The 18,442-nt window shown below is 44.2% G+C and carries 17 protein-coding genes; 14 read left to right on the plus strand and 3 right to left on the minus strand.

Annotated features, from left to right (window positions below; genetic code table 11):
- Positions 1 to 172: 172 nt before the first annotated feature.
- The 3 genes from AQR02_RS06090 (at position 173) to AQR02_RS06100 (ending at position 2,749) form a co-directional block, all read left to right on the plus strand.
- Positions 173 to 946 (plus strand): alpha/beta fold hydrolase, encoded by a 774-nt coding sequence (locus AQR02_RS06090; RefSeq protein WP_159067702.1) that lies wholly within the window; start codon positions 173 to 175, stop codon positions 944 to 946.
- Between the two features lie 18 nt (positions 947 to 964).
- Positions 965 to 1,243 carry a hypothetical protein gene (locus tag AQR02_RS06095; protein ID WP_054939819.1) on the plus strand — a complete coding sequence of 93 codons (279 nt, stop codon included), beginning with the start codon at positions 965 to 967 and terminating at the stop codon, positions 1,241 to 1,243.
- Between the two features lie 147 nt (positions 1,244 to 1,390).
- Positions 1,391 to 2,749, plus strand: a complete 1,359-nt coding sequence (locus AQR02_RS06100; protein WP_054939820.1) for a TrkH family potassium uptake protein — start codon at positions 1,391 to 1,393, stop codon at positions 2,747 to 2,749.
- Between the two features lie 64 nt (positions 2,750 to 2,813).
- On the opposite strand, the gene AQR02_RS06105 is transcribed toward AQR02_RS06100, so the two are convergent.
- The 3 genes from AQR02_RS06105 to AQR02_RS06115 are packed head-to-tail and all read right to left on the minus strand — an operon-like array spanning position 2,814 to position 6,766.
- The gene (locus AQR02_RS06105) at positions 2,814 to 3,890 is read right to left on the minus strand and encodes a GerAB/ArcD/ProY family transporter (protein WP_054939821.1); all 1,077 of its coding nucleotides are present in this window, start codon (positions 3,888 to 3,890) and stop codon (positions 2,814 to 2,816) included.
- A gap of 35 nt (positions 3,891 to 3,925) precedes the next feature.
- Entirely contained in the window at positions 3,926 to 5,137 is a 1,212-nt protein-coding gene (locus AQR02_RS06110; protein WP_054939822.1) for a Ger(x)C family spore germination protein, read from the minus strand.
- Between the two features lie 12 nt (positions 5,138 to 5,149).
- On the minus strand, positions 5,150 to 6,766 hold the full coding sequence (locus AQR02_RS06115) for a spore germination protein (RefSeq protein ID WP_054939823.1): 1,617 nt from the start codon (positions 6,764 to 6,766) through the stop codon (positions 5,150 to 5,152).
- Between the two features lie 324 nt (positions 6,767 to 7,090).
- On the opposite strand from AQR02_RS06115, the gene AQR02_RS06120 reads away from it, so the two are divergent.
- From AQR02_RS06120 to AQR02_RS06170, 11 genes are all read left to right on the plus strand, one after another.
- A complete protein-coding gene (locus tag AQR02_RS06120) occupies positions 7,091 to 8,182 on the plus strand; it encodes a M20/M25/M40 family metallo-hydrolase (protein ID WP_245237585.1) in 1,092 nt (363 codons plus the stop codon).
- Positions 8,183 to 8,202: 20 nt separating this feature from the next.
- A complete protein-coding gene (locus tag AQR02_RS06125; RefSeq protein WP_054939825.1) occupies positions 8,203 to 9,750 on the plus strand; it encodes an FGGY-family carbohydrate kinase in 1,548 nt (515 codons plus the stop codon).
- A 22-nt stretch (positions 9,751 to 9,772) separates the two neighbouring features.
- Positions 9,773 to 10,480: a purine-nucleoside phosphorylase gene (deoD, locus tag AQR02_RS06130; RefSeq protein WP_054939826.1), complete on the plus strand. Its 708-nt coding sequence runs from the start codon at positions 9,773 to 9,775 to the stop codon at positions 10,478 to 10,480.
- Positions 10,481 to 10,524: 44 nt separating this feature from the next.
- Positions 10,525 to 11,286 carry a DeoR/GlpR family DNA-binding transcription regulator gene (locus AQR02_RS06135; RefSeq protein WP_054939827.1) on the plus strand — a complete coding sequence of 254 codons (762 nt, stop codon included), beginning with the start codon at positions 10,525 to 10,527 and terminating at the stop codon, positions 11,284 to 11,286.
- Between the two features lie 314 nt (positions 11,287 to 11,600).
- Complete coding sequence (locus AQR02_RS06140; protein WP_280818598.1) at positions 11,601 to 12,410, plus strand: BtpA/SgcQ family protein; 810 nt, start codon at positions 11,601 to 11,603, stop codon at positions 12,408 to 12,410.
- 67 nt (positions 12,411 to 12,477) lie between these two features.
- The gene (locus AQR02_RS06145; RefSeq protein ID WP_054939829.1) at positions 12,478 to 13,611 is read left to right on the plus strand and encodes a BMP family ABC transporter substrate-binding protein; all 1,134 of its coding nucleotides are present in this window, start codon (positions 12,478 to 12,480) and stop codon (positions 13,609 to 13,611) included.
- A 107-nt stretch (positions 13,612 to 13,718) separates the two neighbouring features.
- Positions 13,719 to 15,272, plus strand: coding sequence for an ABC transporter ATP-binding protein (locus AQR02_RS06150; protein ID WP_054939830.1), 1,554 nt, complete (start codon positions 13,719 to 13,721; stop codon positions 15,270 to 15,272).
- A gap of 103 nt (positions 15,273 to 15,375) precedes the next feature.
- Positions 15,376 to 16,311 (plus strand): ABC transporter permease, encoded by a 936-nt coding sequence (locus AQR02_RS06155; protein WP_245237159.1) that lies wholly within the window; start codon positions 15,376 to 15,378, stop codon positions 16,309 to 16,311.
- Positions 16,304 to 17,215, plus strand: coding sequence for an ABC transporter permease (locus tag AQR02_RS06160; protein WP_054939832.1), 912 nt, complete (start codon positions 16,304 to 16,306; stop codon positions 17,213 to 17,215). The genes AQR02_RS06155 and AQR02_RS06160 overlap by 8 nt, the downstream gene beginning before the upstream one ends.
- Before the next feature lie 110 nt (positions 17,216 to 17,325).
- Complete coding sequence (locus AQR02_RS06165; protein WP_054939833.1) at positions 17,326 to 17,679, plus strand: hypothetical protein; 354 nt, start codon at positions 17,326 to 17,328, stop codon at positions 17,677 to 17,679.
- Positions 17,680 to 17,854: 175 nt separating this feature from the next.
- Positions 17,855 to 18,424 (plus strand): cysteine hydrolase family protein, encoded by a 570-nt coding sequence (locus AQR02_RS06170; protein WP_054939834.1) that lies wholly within the window; start codon positions 17,855 to 17,857, stop codon positions 18,422 to 18,424.
- Positions 18,425 to 18,442: the final 18 nt, after the last annotated feature.

Here is an 18,442-nt window from a genome sequence, read left to right on the forward strand (position 1 = left end):
TTCTAACTTAATATGTTGATTAACCGGAGGAGCCTGCCAACAGCGGGCTCTTTTTGTGTGTTTAACTGGGAGAATTTTACTGATACTAAGGGATAGGATAAGAAATTCGCTGAACGAGGGGGCACATGTAATGCCACATATTGAAGTCAATGGAACTACACTGTATTACGAGATGTCCGGCAGCGGTCTCCCCATTGTTTTTATTCATGATCATTCAACCTCCCACCACATGTTTGAACCTCAAGCTGATTATTTCAGCAAGCGGGCTAAAGTGATTGTTTTTGACTTAAGAGGCAATGGGAGATCTGGGAAAATGAACGTAGAAATTAGGCGGATCTTAGACACGCAATGTGAGGATTTGAAGGGGCTATTAAGTGAACTACACGTAGACAGAGCTGTAATCGTAGCTAGTTCCAGTGGTGCTGTGCTTGCCCAGAAATTTGCATATCTGTACCCGGAACGGGTAATAAATATGGTATTGGTAGACAGTTATTTTCACGGTGATCGTACAGCCGGTGGCGGAAGATTGCAGGGGATTTTTGAAATCTGCGCTTTGGCGGCCCACTATCTTCCTGCGGAAATGTTCATCCGGTCTTTGCGTATCACCTATAATAAGTGGCTCTCAGCCTACCATATTCTGAGAAGAGAACTTTTGCAAGAACGGACGACGGAATTGATCAAGCAGCGATTGGCGCTAAGACATACAGACAGCTTTGTGTTTGCGCTGCGGCTGCAAATTCCCGTTCTTTGTGTTTCAGGGAATCATAATGAGTGGGTTCTCGAGCAGGTAAAAAAAACAGCGGCTAAATATCCGTTTGCCCGTTTGGCAATACTTGATGATGCCATGTACCCAAGCCACCTATGCCAGCCGCAGCATTTTAACCGGCTATTGCTTGATTATTTAAAGGACCAGCAGTGTTTTCAGCGTGTGGCATCCGGCAAGTAGGAGGGAGAGGTGTGATACGTGATCATTGCCATACAAGCTTATTATAAAGTTGAAAGAATCGTGTCTGCTGACAATCTGGAGACAATCATCCATCGGCGGGCGCTATGTTTATACCCGACTCGGATCGTTTCGGCTTACCGCGAATTTTTAATCGACGAGATCTTTGATATTTCATTCAGGGATCTTGGACAAGGACATGGTGTGCTTTATTTGCATACGAAACAGGGTGTCTTTCCTTATACGGTAGAAACGGCTGTAGAGTTGTTTATTTCGGAGGTAAAGAGACTGATTCTCTGAAAAGCAACAATTCACTTTACAATTACTTAGGCAAACTCTATAATGGGATTAAATGTATATTGATTTATCCGGAGGAGCCTGCCAACAGCGGGCTTTTTTTGTTTTTTATATTAATAGTAAAAAATGAATGCAACAGGAGCTAATGATATGTTGTTTAAAAAAACCAAGCTGTTCGTCCAAAAACTCAGACTGACTTCTTCGAGGATCATTCTGCTCGGTTTTATTATCCCTATATTTCTCGGGACCGTCTTGTTGTGCCTCCCCATATCATCCTCCAGCGGAATAAGTGTGGGGTGGCTGAACGCATTGTTTACTTCGACATCAGCAGTTTGCGTGACAGGGCTCGTTGTTCTTGATACAGGGACTGATTTTTCACATTTCGGCCAGATTGTGATCTTACTTCTGATTCAAATTGGCGGATTGGGATTTATGACATTTGGGGTGCTAATTGCAGTGGTCATGGGAAAAAAGATTGGACTAAAGGAGCGTCTACTTATCCAGCAATCCGCTAACTCTGTGACCACCCAGGGAGTTGTCCGTTTATCACTGAGCATCTTCCTTATTTCTTTTATCGTTGAGACTCTTGGAGCCATAATATTATCTCTTCGATGGGCAAATGAACTGGGGGTGGAGAGAGCCATATACTATGGGATATTCCATTCGGTCTCTGCCTTTAATAATGCAGGATTTTCGCTTTGGTCTGACAGTTTGAGCCGTTATGTTGGTGATCCGTTAATTAACATCGTCATCTCATGTTTATTTATCATTGGAGGGATCGGGTTCACTGTAATTTTGGATTTGTACCGGAAAAGAAGGTGGAGCGACCTGTCCTTTCACACGAAAATTGTTCTGATTACTTCCGGATTCCTCTGCATGGCCGGGTTTCTGGTTATCTTTGTGATAGAACTTTTTAATACCAAAACATTCGGTACACTCTCATGGGGCGACAGAATCTGGGCGGGATATTTCCAGGGTGTAGTTACACGGACTGCAGGCTTCAACTCTATTGATATTGGTGCGATGATGCCGGCTTCCCAGTTCTTCATGATCTTCCTGATGTTTATAGGAGCTTCTTCCGGATCGACTGGAGGGGGCATAAAAACGACTACTTTTGCGGTACTGATGTTAAGTATTATCGCAACGGTTAAGGGGAAAGCTGACGTACAGCTTCTGAAAAAGCGGATACCTCAAGATATTATTTTCAGGTCGCTGGCGGTGATGACCATTTCGCTATGTGTCGTTCTTGCAGCGGCCTTTCTTTTAACCATTACAGAATATTCTCACCATCAAGACTTTCTTACATTACTCTTTGAAGCAACCTCCGCATTTGGAACAGTAGGGATGTCAATGGGAATAACGCCAGAACTTTCATCAATGGGAAAATGTATTATCATAGTCACGATGTATATCGGAAGACTGGGTCCTTTAACTCTGGCTTTTGCTCTGGCACAAAGAAACGTAAAACAAAAGTACCGCTATCCGGAGGATAAGCTGCTCATTGGTTGATAGTCAGGAAACGCATGCTGTTCCAGCATGAAAAGATTGAGGGGATGAGGTCATGCGGTTGGTTTTATTTTTTGATCTTCATCATTATAAAGAGAATTATAGGCAGCACGACTTGAAAAAAAGGCGAGGACATATTCAAGGTTATATCACGTCCTATGATAATGTGCTGGGTGTAATTGGGAGATAAAAATGAAACTCCATAGATAACAACAGCCATAGGGAAAACCCACTTTTTAAAGGGGATTCCTGTGATTCTTTCGAGCCCGATGACTGCACCCGTAAAAAACGCTGCCATTTTAATGCCTAAACCCAGAAAAAACAGTAAGATAAAAAGCGCATCCGTACGTTCGAACACCTCTGTTAGTCTAATCAATTGCACGGATTCGAGCAACGGAAGTGTACTGAACGCTGCTAATTTATGACCCATGACCAACACGATTAATTGATTCAGGAAGGTCAGTCCTAATGCAGTTAGGATATAAACCGTTATTACGGCTTTACGGAGATTTTTTGCTCTCCGCGCATGCGGATAGAAGACAAGAAATAAAACAACTTGTCCAAAGGGAAAAGATACGATCTCCGGTATAGCGGCTTTAAAGGCGGGCATCCAGCCGTTTTCCAGAATCGGGTAGAAAAACTCCAAGTGAAGGAGACCCGTGGCCGGAAATAAAATACTGATTATAATATATCCAACCACCATGCCAGGGAACAGAATCACACACATCAAGAAGAATACCTTATACCCGTAGCGCACCGTATTCGCCACCACAAGGATAGTAATTAAGGAAACCACCCAGAGTGGCGTCCGGTTTAGCAGGGTCAGTAAAGTAATTTCTCCTAAATCACGCAGATTCCTTGAAGTCTCATAGGCAAAGTAACCCACAAACAGGAAATTCAGAATGGAACCTACATATTTCCCCGTATATCTCCGAAAAAGCTGGAACAAATCCAGATTCGGCTCTTGGCTGTAAATGGACAGTTGAAGAATTAGCAGGATCAGACCGGCAAAGGCGCCTATAAGCATTGCCAGCCAGGCGTCCTGTTTTGCTTCACTGCCCATAAAAAACAGAGTTGTGCTGCCTATCTCGAATAGGGACAAACATATCACCAATTCTGATACACGTATGGTATGCTTCCCCATAATTTCACTCAACCCCTTATAATGGATAACCTTGATTATTCAGACTTCAGTAAATCTACAAAGGAGTTTTGCAGAAGGCCTACCCGTTTTATATTGACATCCACATTAATTTCTAAATTCATATTGGCTAACTCCCCGGGCCAGGAGGTTTTTAATTTTCCCCATTCTTTTGGGTATTTCCTGTGTATTTTGTCAGCGACCCCTAAAAGGTCAATATTCATACGTTGAACAGTGTTCCAGCCCTCTCTCATTTGCGACTCAATAAGCTCTTCCGCTTGGATTTGTAATTTCTCCAGTCCGTATAGGGAGGTTACGTCCTCCTTAGAGATGGTTTCCAGCAGTTCGCCGCTGACTTTAGCATTTACCATTAAAGTGAAATTATTATTTTTATTTCGTACAGGGGTTACCTTGACTTTGGCTTTCTGGATAAAAATTGCAGATTGCCTGGACTGGCTGTCCAGGGTGCTTAATGTTGTAGATTTGATCTGACCGGTTAGCCAAGCAATCCCTAAGCTTTCCTGCTGATGGATTTCGCCTATTTTTTTGGATTTCCGGAACACGGATAAGCCGGATATTTTCAGTTTGCCTTTTGTTGAGATTTGATTGAAAATATCTGTAGAATTCATTTTCACATCATCCTCTCCCTTTATTGCCAATGTCGGAACCCCGGCAGCGGCGCTGTCTGATGTGATTTTTAGTGCCAGCTCATGAATCGTAATGGAAGGGTAAAGGGATGCGAATTGAGTGTTTTTTTGCAAAATTTCAGAAAGTGCCTGTCCGGGTATCTTTTCCGGCGGATTTAGCTTTTTCAAAAAATCTCGTGCTTCCCCGTCGACTATAACCACCCTTACCGTTTCCCGGGCATCCGGATTACGGTAGTACGCATCCAAAATTTCTTCAATCCCCTGTTCAGCAGTTTTTTTTCCAATCAGCACGATATTGTTGTGAGCGAAATAAAGTCTTCTCGGATTCTCCAGATTACTTACAGACACAGCTCCTCTTATGGTTTTACCGTGTGTGCTGAAGGTATGAACCGGAGATTGTGAACCGCCGGCGCCTGAGGCCCCGCTGCTATTAGAGAGTGCCGATGGGTTAATAATTTGGAAGGTAACGGTCCAATCTCCAGTTCCACCGTCAAAACCTGTTGCTGCCGTGATGCCTAATTCATTCAACTCTGCACGGTTTCCGCATCCAGTGCCCAGTAATACAAGAATAGATAGTAGAAGAATACACCTTAAACAACGCATTTGGGTCACCTCTTATTGTTCTGGCTCTTTCATATTGTCCAGTCTATTGCTGGTCCCCTTTGGATACTGGTGAGGGGCTTGTCTAATTCTGTTTTTGCCGGATTTTACATTAGGTCTGGTTTTCATTGCCCACCATGGAGCCCGTAATACCAAATCCTTCATATTGGACTTGTAAAAGGGGCTGTAGGGCATTAAATAATCGATGCCGAAGGACCTAAGTGAGAGCAGATGAGCTAGCATTGGAATCAATCCTGCCAAAATACCGAATAATCCAAGGAACCCCGCCAGAAACATGAGGACAAAGCGGAGAAGCCGAATGGCTGAGGACATACTGAAATAAGGAATTACAAAATTCGAGATAGCCGTAAATGAGACAACGATAACAACCGCGCCGGAGACAAGTCCAGCCTCGACCGCTGCTTGTCCGATAACCAGGGCACCTACAATCGAGATCGCCGGGCCAATAACCCGGGGCATTCTTATTCCGGCTTCACGGATCACTTCAAATGTGATTTCCATGATGAGTGTTTCTACCAGCGCGGGAAAAGGAGTTCCTTCCCTTTGTGCGGTAAGTGAGATCAGGAGCGTAGTGGGAATCATTTCCTGCTGGAATGTAGTCAGGGCAATGTATAAAGAGGGAAGGAGCAAAGAAACGAGGAAAGCCACTAACCGCAGACAACGCAGAAAGGTTGAAATATCGTACCGCTGATAGTAGTCCTCGGGCGTTTGGAAAAAATTAAAAAAGGTAACTGGCGCAATCAGAGCAAAGGGTGTACCATCCACGAGCACTGCAACCTGGCCATCCAAGAGAGACCCGGCGACTGTGTCGGGCCTTTCTGTGTCAATCATCATAGGGAAGGGGGACAAGGGGGAGTCTTGTATAAACTCTTGGATATACCCGCTTTCAAGTATGCTGTCGGTATCAATAGACTGTAATCTTAACGTGATATCCTTCACTACATCAGTGTTAGCAACATCTTCAATATAGGCTAAAACTACTGTGGTATGAGTTAGCTGGCCGATATTATGAGTTTCAAATTTAAGCTTAGGGGATCTGATTTTTCTCCGGACTAATGCAATGTTAGTTGTAATATCTTCGGTGAATCCTTCTTTTGGGCCCCTGACTACCGTTTGGGATGAGGGTTCTTCCACGCTGCGTCTGGCCCCTCCAGAGATCATAACGGCTAGCGAAAACGGACAGTTATTAATAATAATCACTGCGCTGCCGGAAAGGATTGCGGTAAAGAGCTGATCTTCATTATGGATTATTTCCATATGTCCGGAAGGCAGCTTTTCGAGTAAACGGGAAGCCATCTGACTAGGGTTAGTTTGGTTTTGATTGTTGTCAGAATCTTCATGGATCAAACCTTCGATTAAGCTTGTCAATAATTTCTGATCAATTAATCCTGCGAAATAACAGACCGCCATCCCCGAAGGCTCCGCCGGATGCCTGGATAAGGAACGGACGGTAAAGTCAGGACTTTGGCCGAATTGATCCTTAAGTAAGAGAAGGGTATGAGGTAAAGAGGGATTAATAGAATGAGCATCCTGCTGCTTTTTGGATTTTTCGCTGGCCTGACTCTGCTGTTTTTGCTGCGAAAAAATCTTTTTAAACCACCGGCCAAGCATCTTGTAATCCCTCCATTCAAAGATAAATGATATGGCTAATTTGTTCAAAATTATCAAATTTATACCTCAGCACCTCATGCTTCAGCATTGAAGGTTGATTTTAGGCGTCGATGATTTCGCGATCAAGAAAGGTCGATAGTGTCATTTAATATTACATATTCAAGTAGTTTGAAGATTTTACTTGCCAATATTCATAGAATGATGTCATAATATTTTACAAGTTATCACAAAGTGTATATAATAATAAGTAAATTTAATCTAAATGATCATAAAAGAACATTGCATCAGGGTAGAGTTGAAAGGAGTTGCATACGTTTGTTGCAGATGAAGGAGCTCAAATCTACATTAAGAGATTATATGGGAATCATTCGGTTATCGGGTTATGAAAGTCGAATGGCGTATCGGTTCAAGGAAGATCTATCTAAATATACCGAACAGGTTCAGATCGATAAGACGGGGAACGTAATTGCTACATTTCCGGGGAGTGATCCTGAAGCGCCTAATTTGATGGTGTTTGCGCATATGGATGTCATTGGTTTTGTGATCAGCCGAATCGAGCCAGACGGATTCTTAAGAATCGATCGGGTTGGTGGGATTTCTGAGAAAATAGTTCAGGGTATTGCGGTCATGGTCGGCAGTGAATCGGGTGAATATTATCCCGGCCTGATCGGCGCCAAAGCCTATCATATCCAATCGAATGAAGATAAGGCGAAGGTGGACTCCTTCTCCAGTTTGTTTATAGATATTGGTGCTACAAGTCAGCAACAGGTCAATGATCTGGGTATTCATGTAGGTTGTCCTGTGACTTTTGCGCCTCATTATGTGGAACTGCTCGATAACCGGGTGGCTGGTGCCTACATTGATGATGCTGCTGGGCTTACAAATTTGCTGCAAATAGCCTCTTTGCTTGCGGAGCAAACACCGAAATGTACCGTGCATTTAGTGGGGACTGTCATGGAGGAATTCAATGCAAGAGGGGCGATGATGGCCGCGCGTAGTGTGAAGACAGACATGGCGATCTGCCTGCTAGGCCCAGGAGCTGGAGATACGCCGGATCAAAGGGGCGTGAACAATGTAGTACTGGGTGGAGGCCCGGGTGTAACCTTATTTAATTTTCACGGTAAGGGTACATTGAACGGCAATATCGCGCATAAAGGGTTGTTTGAATTGATTAAAAAGTCAGCAGCAGTAAGTGGCATTACGTTACAGCGGAGCGCTGCGCGGGGAGCTCTTAGTGATACGGCTTATTTACAGCTGGAGAATGACGGAATTCCATGTCTGGATATGGGAATGCCGGACCGATACAGCCATTCTCCGATGGAGACTTGTGATCTGAAGGACTTAGAGCAGGTAGGAATTGTTGTAACGAATGCTATTTATGCTATAGATAAAGATTTTGATCTTCATCGCTATTAGAGTGCAGGGTGCTTTTTGACATGAAAAGGGGTGAAGGTATGAAGCGGGATGTGTTAGTCGGGGTCGATGGTGGCACTGGCAGTATACGGGTTGGATTTTACGATTTACAAGGGAATTCACTAGGGTTTGCGGCAACGGATTATGTCACCAAGCATATACATACCGGATGGGCGGAACAATCTCCCGAGGACTGGTGGCAAGCCCTTAAGCAAAGTTTGGCAAAAGGTATGGCGATGACGGGGATTTCCAAAGAGCGTATCCTTGGAATCAGTACGGCTACTACAAGCTGTAGTGTTGTGCTAAGCATGAAGGATGGAACACCGGTAAGAGATTGCTTGATCTGGATGGATGTTCGAGCTTCTCAAGAGGTCCATGAAATCGAGGAACTTACAGGATCGAAACTATCGGCGGAATGGATGCCCGGCAAGCTTTTATGGCTGAAACGGCATGAGAGAGACCACTATGATCGAGCAGAGGTTTTTTGCGAATATCAGGATTGGCTAACTTATCGTTTGACTGGGATTTGGTCGATTAATATAAATAACTCGTGCAACTGGGGTTACAATGCTCGTGATGGAGCTTTTGCTGAAAACTTTTATAAGCAGATTGGAATGCAGGAGGCAGTTTCTAAGTTTCCGCAGGACCATGTATATGCTGTGGGTGATGCTATTGGTCACCTTACACAGGAAGCGGCAGATGAGTTAGGGCTTGGCGTTCACACTCTTGTCGCGCAAGGTGGTATCGATTCCTCTATTGGAATTCTAGGGATGGGTGTCTGCGAGCCGGGAAAAGTCGCGCTAATTACGGGCTCTTCCAATCTAGCTATGGCTTTAACGGAAGAGGCATTGTTCAATGAGGGATTGATTAATTCCGGACCCGATCATTTGATTCCAGGCTATTATACTTCTTACCGGGGGCAAGTATCTTCGGGTTCTATTCTGAGTTGGTTTCGGCGTGAGTTCTGCCGTGATCTGGAACAGGGTGACGAAGGTGTATTTGATTATTTAAACCGGGAAGCAGAACAGATTGAAGTTGGCTCTGAAGGTTTGGTGGTGCTGGATTATTGGCAAGGGAATCGCCATCCACACTTGGATTCCAAGGTTAGAGGCATGTTCTACGGCCTATCTCTTAATCACACAAGAGCACATATGTATAGAGCGCTAATGGAAGGTATTGCTTTTGGCACGGAGAATTTGTTAATGCAATTCAGGGAAAATGGATTTCCAATCCGGGAGATAAACATTGCGGGAGGAACCTCGAATTCGGACTTGTTCATGCAAATCCACGCGGATATTAGCAATGTCGTAGTGAACGTACCACAGGAACGTCAAGCGCCTTGTTTGGGTGCAGCGATCACGGTTGCAGTGGCAGCGAACATCTATTCGAGTCTAGCGGAAGCGACCAAAGCGATGGTGAAGTTTGAAAAGGTGATTACTCCGAATCCGGAAGCGCATCTGAAATACCGGCGGATTTTTGAGCAATACTGCAAAATCTATCCGAACTTTAAAGATTGGATGCATGAAACAACAGATATTTACATTCAGACATTAACCGAAAAGACAGACTAAATTCAATTACGGAGGGATAATTATGAGTACACCAACACCACATATTACAGCTAAGCCAGGGGATATTGCGAAGACCGTCCTGATGCCTGGTGATCCACTGCGCGCCAAATTTATAGCTGAGAAATTTCTGGATAACCCTGTATGTTTTAACGAAGTGAGAAATATGTTAGGTTATACAGGCACCTATAAGGGAAAACCCGTTTCAGTAATGGGGCATGGAATGGGAATGCCTTCTATGGGAATCTATTCTTATGAACTGTTTAACTTCTATGACGTGGATAACATTATCCGGATCGGTTCTTCGGGAGCTATCCAGCCAGATGTGAAGATGAGAGATATCATTATAGGGATGGGTGCGTGCACAGACTCCAATTACGCAAATAGCTTCAACTTGCCGGGAACTTTTGCCCCGATTGCTAGTTATGAGTTACTTAGTAAAGCGGTTGCTGCTGCGGGTGAACTTGGTCTTTCGGTGAGAGTTGGGAACATTATGTCCGGGGATGTCTTTTACTGTGACAACGCCAAGGAGCATGATGAAGGATGGCTCAAGATGGGCGTACTTGCCTCTGAAATGGAGGCTGCTGCGCTCTACATGAATGCGGCGAGAGCGGGCAAACATGCCCTTTGTATGGTGACGATTTCGGATAAGCCGGGAGAAAAGCCAACTACCGCTCAAGAACGCGAACAGACTTTTACGGATATGATAGAAATTTCGCTTGCATTAGTGTAATAATATGGATAAATAAAGGATGCTAGAAAGAAGGTTATAGATCAGTGTTTCAAATTGAGCGTGTAGAGAAGATCCTAGAATATATTAATCTTAAAAGGAAAGCGAACGTCAAGGAGCTGAGCGATCAGTTCGGAGTTTCCAAAGTAACCATTCGTCGGGATCTGGATGAATTAGCTGAGAAAGGTCTCGTTGTCAAAACGCATGGCGGCGTCATGTCGATCATGAAGAAATTTGCGTACGAGATTCCGATTGCAAGCAAATTCGAGGCCAATACAGAAGCCAAAAGAAAGATTGGCAGGCTCGCAGCCGGTCTGATCGAAGATGGGGATATAGTGATTCTGGATGCGGGTTCTACCACCTTGGAGATTGCCAAGAACTTAAAGGGCCAAGACATCACTGTACTGACGAATGATATAAAGATATCGATGGAAGTAGCGCTAAAGCCTAATGTGAAGTTAATGGTCTCAGGAGGTGTGCTAAGTGAATCTGTGTATACTCTTGTAGGGGATCAAACCGTAGATTTCTTCAAAAAAGTACATGTGAACAAGACTTTTCTGGGCTGTGATGCGATAGATCTGGATTTTGGAGTATCTAATCGTACTAAATTGGAGGTGGCTTCCAAGTTATCTATGATTAATGCTGCTGAAGAGGTTATAATGGTTACTGATGCTAGTAAACTTAACACGAAAGTGTTCTGTCACCTCTGCGATGTATCCAGAATTGATAGATTGATCACGAATGAAATCGATGAAACCTTTAAATTAGAGTTGGAAAAACAAGGGGTAGAGGTTATAGTAGCCCAGTAAGAAGATTGGAAAGATATCATAAGTAAAAGCAAATTCACCTCCGTTAACGGTGATTGTTTCCTTTGTTATGGGATCAATTACTATTTTTCGGAGGTTTTTTTCGTTCTTTTAATTGCTTCCTCTTATCTTACATGCAATGAAAGGAAAGTAAAAGTAAATAAAAATAAATAAATTATCATAAAAGCTCTTGACGATGTCAGATGGGAGTCGCTATAATTGCGTTAAATTAGTTGATACATCAATGTGAACTAATATAACATTACGGATCCGGTAATGAGATGAACTCACAAATAACAGCATGATGGAGGAATCGAATGATGAGATGGATTGAAGAAACCTTTGGAACGCATAAGCCTATCATTGCCATGTGTCATTTCCGCGCATTGCCGGGAGATCCTTATTTTGAAAGTAATGGTGGTATGAAACGGGTGGTGGAGCTGGCCAGACAAGACCTAATGGGATTGCAGAACGGTGGCGTGGATGCAGTGATGTTCTCCAATGAATTCAGCTTACCTTATCTGACCAAGGTACGAACCGAAACCACGGCGTCCATGGCGAGAATCATTGGTGAACTGATGCATGAGATAGAAATTCCTTTTGGTGTAAATGTCTTGTGGGACCCTATCGCCTCCATTGATCTGGCAGTGGCTACCGGAGCGAAATTCATCAGAGAAATCATTACTGGGGTATACGCCAGTGATTTCGGATTATGGAATACAAACGTTGGAGAAACGATTCGCCACAAAACAGAGCTTGGTGCTACAGATCTTAAAATGCTGTTCAACATTGTTCCAGAGGCCTCCAAATATTTGGGAGACCGGGATATTATAGATATCGCTAAATCCACCGTATTCAACAACAGACCTGATGCGCTATGTGTTTCCGGTCTGACCGCCGGGGCGGAGACGAGCAGTGAGGTTCTAACCCGGGTGAAGGAGGCTGTTCCCGAAACGGTTGTATTCTGCAATACGGGATGTACGGTGGACAATATCGAACGACAGCTTTCCATCGCCGATGGTGCAGTTGTAGGAACAACCTTCAAGAAGGATGGAAAGTTCGACAATTTGGTTGATGAGCAAAGGGTCACAGTTTTTATGGACAAGGTGAAGAAGTTCAGGGCTTAAGCGAAACCTTGCCAATCACATAGTCGTCATCAAAAACAAAAAATCCAGGTGAAAAAGGGGATTACTTATGAAAAAAATGCTGGCACTGATCACTACGCTTTTACTTGTTGTTCTGACGGCTTGTTCGAACTCCGGAAATTCCGCAAATCAGGAAAATGCACCTGCCGCTAATCAAGAGAATGCCGCCACAAATGCATCAGATAAGCTTAAAGTGGTTCTGCTGATCCCTGGCAACCTCGGAGACAAGTCCTTCCTCGACTCGGCCAACAGAGGCGTGGAGATGGTTCGTGATCAGCTTGGCGCAACCACTAAAGTGATCGAGATGGGCACCGATCAGACAAAGTGGGAGCCAATCTACAGAGATATCGCTGAGCAGGATTGGGATTTGATTATCTCGGGCAACTCGACGGCATCGGAGATCTTCCACACAGTCGCTTCGGAGCACCCGGAGAAGAAATTTATTGATTTTGAGACGGATTTCGAAGATATTCCGGCAAATATGTACGCCATGTTCTACAAAGTTAACGATGCTTCCTTCCTGGCAGGTGCGGCTGCAGCCTTGACTACAACTTCGGGTCTTCCAAACGCCAATCCGGAGAAAATCATCGGCTTCCTTGGCGGTCTGGATGTTCCGGGAATCAACGCCTTTTTGGTAGGTTATATCGAAGGTGCGCAATATGTAGATCCGGACATCAAGGTCATTACATCGTACGCTGGTGATTTCGGGGATCCGGCCAAAGGAAAAGAGCTGGCGCTTGTACAATATAACTCCGGTGCGGATGTAATCTTCGGTGCTGCCGGCGGAACAGGACTTGGAATTTTTGATGCGGCTAAAGAGAAAAAGAAATACGCAATTGGCGTAGACTCCGACCAATCGGAAATGCTCAAGGATACCGATCCGGAGAAAGCGAACCTTATCATTACCTCCTCGATGAAAAATGTCGATCAGTCCATTCTTAGAGCGGTTAAGAAATATAAGGAAGGAACGCTTGAATTCGGCAAACGCGAAACACTCAGCTTCACGGAAGGTGCGGTTGGCATTGCCAAAAACGATGTATACAACAGTGCCTTTACCGATGAAATGAAAGCGAAAATCGATGAAATTGAGCAAAAGCTGATCAGCAAAGAAATCACCGTCAGCGATGCTGTGAGCATGGAAACATCGGAAGTAGAGAAAATTCGGAATGCTGTAAAACCATAAAGTTGTAAAGACATTCTCTAAGATGGAGGAGGGGGTTCCTTGAGGGAATTTCCTCCTTATCCATATCCGGTATCCATCATCATGTAGCAGGGTTAGGGGGAAGGACGATGAAGGACACTTTACTGGAGATGCGTAAGATCATCAAGGTTTATCCCAATGGGGTTGTAGCGAATCAGAATGTGAGTTTCAGCTTATGTGAAGGTGAGATTCATGCGCTTGCCGGGGAGAATGGAGCCGGTAAATCCACACTAATGAAGATTCTGTTTGGGATGGAAGAACCCAGTGAAGGCGAGATGTTCCTAAGAGGACAAAAAATTAAGCTCCGTTCGCCGCAGGATGCGATTGATATGGGCATTGGAATGGTTCATCAGCATTTTATGCTTGTTCCATCTTTTACAGTAGCGGAAAATATGGTGCTTGGTATGGAGCCGAAGAAGGGCATGGCCTTTAATTATAATGAAGCGATTAGGATTACAAAGGAATTCTCTGAGAAATACAATCTGCATGTCGATCCGGAGATGAAGGTTGAGAATCTCTCGGTAGGCATGAAGCAGAAGGTAGAGATCCTAAAGGCGCTGGTTCGTGGGGCCAAGATCCTTATACTCGATGAGCCAACAGCTGTACTCACTCCGCAAGAAACGGCCGAATTATTTGAGGAACTGAAGCTTTTGAAAGATGCGGGACATACCATCGTCTTTATCTCTCACAAGCTAAAAGAAGTGAAGGCCATCTGTGATCGAATTACTATTATGCGCGGTGGAAGAACGGAGGGTGTTTTTGAAGTCGCCGATGTTTCCGAGCAAGAGATATCCCGGCTGATGGTGGGGCGTGATGTAGTTCTGAAGTATGAGAAGGAAGCCCGTACCTACGGAGAAACGATTTTAAATGTTAAGGACTTGTCTTTACTCGGTGAACATGGAAACAAGGTCTTGAAATCTGTGAGTCTTTCTATCCGCCAAGGGGAAATTGTAGGAATTGCTGGCGTCGAGGGCAATGGGCAAGCCGAGTTAGTTCAAGCAATTACTGGTCAGCGCAGCATTTCTTCTGGGACTGTTTTCGTGAATAAGCAGGACATTAGCCTATTGGATATTGCTCAGATTCGAAACCTCGGATTGTCTTATGTTCCTGAGGATCGTATGAGACAGGGGACGGCTAAGGATGTCAGTATCGTTGATAATATGGTCTCGACCAGATTCCGAAAGAAGGAATGGAACACAGGGATCTTTATGAGACGGAAAAAGATGAACGTACTCGCACAAGGTTTGATTGATTCTTTTCAAATCAAAACGTCTGGACCCCAGCAAGAGATAGGCATGTTGTCTGGTGGGAATATGCAGAAGGTTGTAGTAGCAAGAGAAAGCTCGACAGAACCCTTGTTAATGGTAGCGGAACAGCCGACCCGTGGAGTTGATGTAGGAGCTGCTCAACTCATTCACCAGAAGCTGATAGAAATGCGCCAAGAGGATTGTGCGACACTACTCATCTCGGCTGATCTGAATGAAATTTTGGAGCTGAGTGATAGCTTGCTAGTGATGTATGAAGGAGAGGTTGTAGGATATTTCGACAATCCAGCAGCACTTACAGAAGAAGAACTCGGACTGTTTATGCTCGGCATCAAGAAGCAGGATGAGGATGAGATAAGGAGGGCTATTTATTTTTAAACTCAAATATTTCGAGACGATTCGAACTTTAGCTGTCATTGTTATTGCACTCATCCTGTCCCTTCTGATCATATCCTTTGTCAGTGAACAGCCGTGGCATACCATGCTTGTATTTCTGTATGAGCCAATCTCTTCGTTATCACATGCGGGGAACGTGGTGGAAATGGCGATTCCGCTTATGTTTGCAGGGGTTTCGGTAGCTCTATTATTCAAGATGAATATGTTTAATCTCGGAGCAGAAGGGATCTTCTACATCTCCGGATTAGTGGCCGCGGCTGTTGCTATTCCTGTGGGCATGGGATTTCTGCATCCTATTATCGCGATCCTTGCAGGAGGCGTTGTCGGGGCGTTAATTTCGGCCATTCCCGGAATTCTCAAGGCGAAGTGGAACGCCAACGAATTGGTTACCTCCTTAATGTTCAATAGTATTCTACTTGGTGTGGGGCTGTATTTCCTAAATTATAAAATGAGAGATGCGGCTGCTTTTCAGACGGCATCCTTTAAATTTGATCCATCAGCGGTGCTTAGTAAAATCGTTCCGGGAACTCGGATTCATTCAGGATTAATTATCGTATTAGTTTGCATCGTATGTACTCATTATTTCATGTATCGAACCAAATGGGGTTATGAGCTGCGGATGACTGGCTCTAACCGGGAGTTTGCGGAATACTCCGGCATTAAGACGGGCCGAGTGATCGTTTACGTTCATTTATTGGCTGGATTTCTGGCTGGAGTAGGGGGTTCGGTCGAGGTGCTTGGCATGCATACCCGGTTCGATTGGACGTCTCTGCCCGGATATGGAATGGATGGTGCGCTGGTGGCGATGCTTGCCAAGAATAATCCGCTGGCGGTTATCGGATCAGCTTTCTTCTTAGCCTACATACGGGTTGGAGCAGATATGATGTCCAGGTACTCAGATGTTCCTGCAGAAATGATCTCCATTGTTCAAGGTGTGATTCTGTTACTGGTTTCCGCAGAACAGTTCCTTAAATTTTGGAAGAACAGAATGCTGCTGAAGGAGGCGCAGAAGAATGCATAACTTTTTTGCGGTCATCTTCACCACTGAGTTTGCATTTTCTGTCCTGCGGGTTACGACACCGATCCTGTTTGCAGCTCTTGGAGCACTCATTTCTAACCGGGCTGGTATTGTAAATATTGGTCTGGAAGGGATCATGTTAACTTCAGCATTAGTGGGTGTGCTTTTCAGTGCATATACAGGTAGTGCTTGGCTCGGATTGCTTGGAGCGGCCTTTGGTGGGGTGCTGATGGCGGGAGTGCTGGCTTTTTTTACACTGAAATTTAAAACACATATTATACTGGGCGGGATTGCGATAAACGCTTTTGCCTCTGGCGGGACGATATTTGTACTGTACTTGCTGACTGGCGATAAAGGAACATCCTCTTCCGTTGCGAGTAAGGTGCTGCCTAATCTCGAGATTCCACTGATTAAGGACATCCCATGGATTGGGCCTATTGTTTCAGGACATCACGTATTGACTTATTTGTCTATTCTCGCAGTTATTATCGTATATTACATCCTGCAGAAAACACCGTTAGGCCTTCAAATCCGTGCGGTTGGTGAGAATCCCCAAGCGGCTGAATCCGTTGGTGTAAAGGTTGTCAGAACCCAATATATAGCACTATTGCTAAGTGGGTTGTTCGCGAGTCTCGGCGGCGCTTATATGTCTATGGGCTATTTATCTCTCTTCACGAGGGATATGACAGCTGGTAGAGGGTGGATTGCACTTGCAGCAGAATCTATGGGCAGAAGTACTACTGTAGGTACAGCTCTGACCTCTTTTTTATTCGGATTTGCTGAGGCTATGTCTAATGCCCTTCAACTGCTCAAGATTCCAGCGGAGCTCGTATCCACGGTTCCTTATGTAGTGACTGTGCTTGGTCTGATGGTATACTCCATTAACGAATCAAGAAAACGGAAGTGAAACCGAAGGGAAAAGAAAATCATTTGTTTATGTAATAAAAACTAACATAGGTATTTACATCAAAATTAAAATAAGTATAATAAAAATAACTTAAAAGGTGGTGTGCATCTATGGCTATTCCAAAATTGCATGAAAACAGTGAATACAAAAAACTTCTCTCTCGCTTTTATAACGAAGTCAACAAAGAAATCTACGGATTTGGCGTGAACCAGTTGAAAATCAGCATAGAGGATAATGTAATCCTGTTTTTGGTAAAACATCAGCGTGTAATGGCCCTAAAAGCGTTGGAATTACGTCACACACCTACAAAAATGGCCGTTGATCATGCCCTTCACTCGGAATTCAAATTTCGTTTTCTCAAAATAGTGGAAGCTGAAATGAATTTGAAGGTCATTTCCATTTTGCGGGATTATGACCCGTCCACAGAATGGGCATCAACGATAGTTATTGTTGAGTTTGACTAAGGAAAAGTGAACAACGATAGGAGATTCCCTTGATTTATCTTGGGCGATAACCTGTTGAACATATGAAAGACGGTATACTTGGATTCGTTCACGATGAAAGGCAGCCGTTGTTAGAAGAAATTTATTCTAACAATGGCTGCCTTTTTTCTATATACATCATAAGGAGTGGTAGAGAATGTCAAACCTGAAAGACGCCGCAATTGTTGTTATCGATATGCAGTATGATTTTGTCGGGAAAGAAGCGGTCATTCCTTGTAAAGCGGATGAGAGTTTAATAGCATCCAACCAAAAGCTGCTAGCCTATGCCAGGGAATCCGGCGTGCCTGTGATTTACACTCAGGAGATTCACCGTAAAAGTCATGTTGATTTCGGACGGGAGCTGGACCGCAGTGAACCTATCCATTGCGTAGAGGGAACGCCGGGTGTCGAAATCATCGAGGAATTGAAGCCTCATCCTACTGATTATGTCATTCAGAAACGTAGATACAGCGCGTTTTTTCAGACCGATCTGCAAGTTTTACTGAAGGGATTGGGCGTAAAGACGATTATTCTGACCGGGGCTGCGACGGATGTATGTGTACGCGCTACAGCTACAGACGCTCAGCAGCATGATTATTATGTGGTTGTACCTAGAGAATGTGTAGCTGGTACTAGTGCCAAACAACATGAAGCTGCGTTGGAGCATATTGATTATGTGCTCGGCAGGATTGTCAGTGTGGATGAGTTGAAATTTACAGCGCAATAAGATCTCGTTAGGAGTGAA

Origin of the sequence: Paenibacillus ihuae, from assembly GCF_001368795.1 — a bacterium.
Taxonomy (GTDB): domain Bacteria; phylum Bacillota; class Bacilli; order Paenibacillales; family Paenibacillaceae; genus Paenibacillus_AQ; species Paenibacillus_AQ ihuae.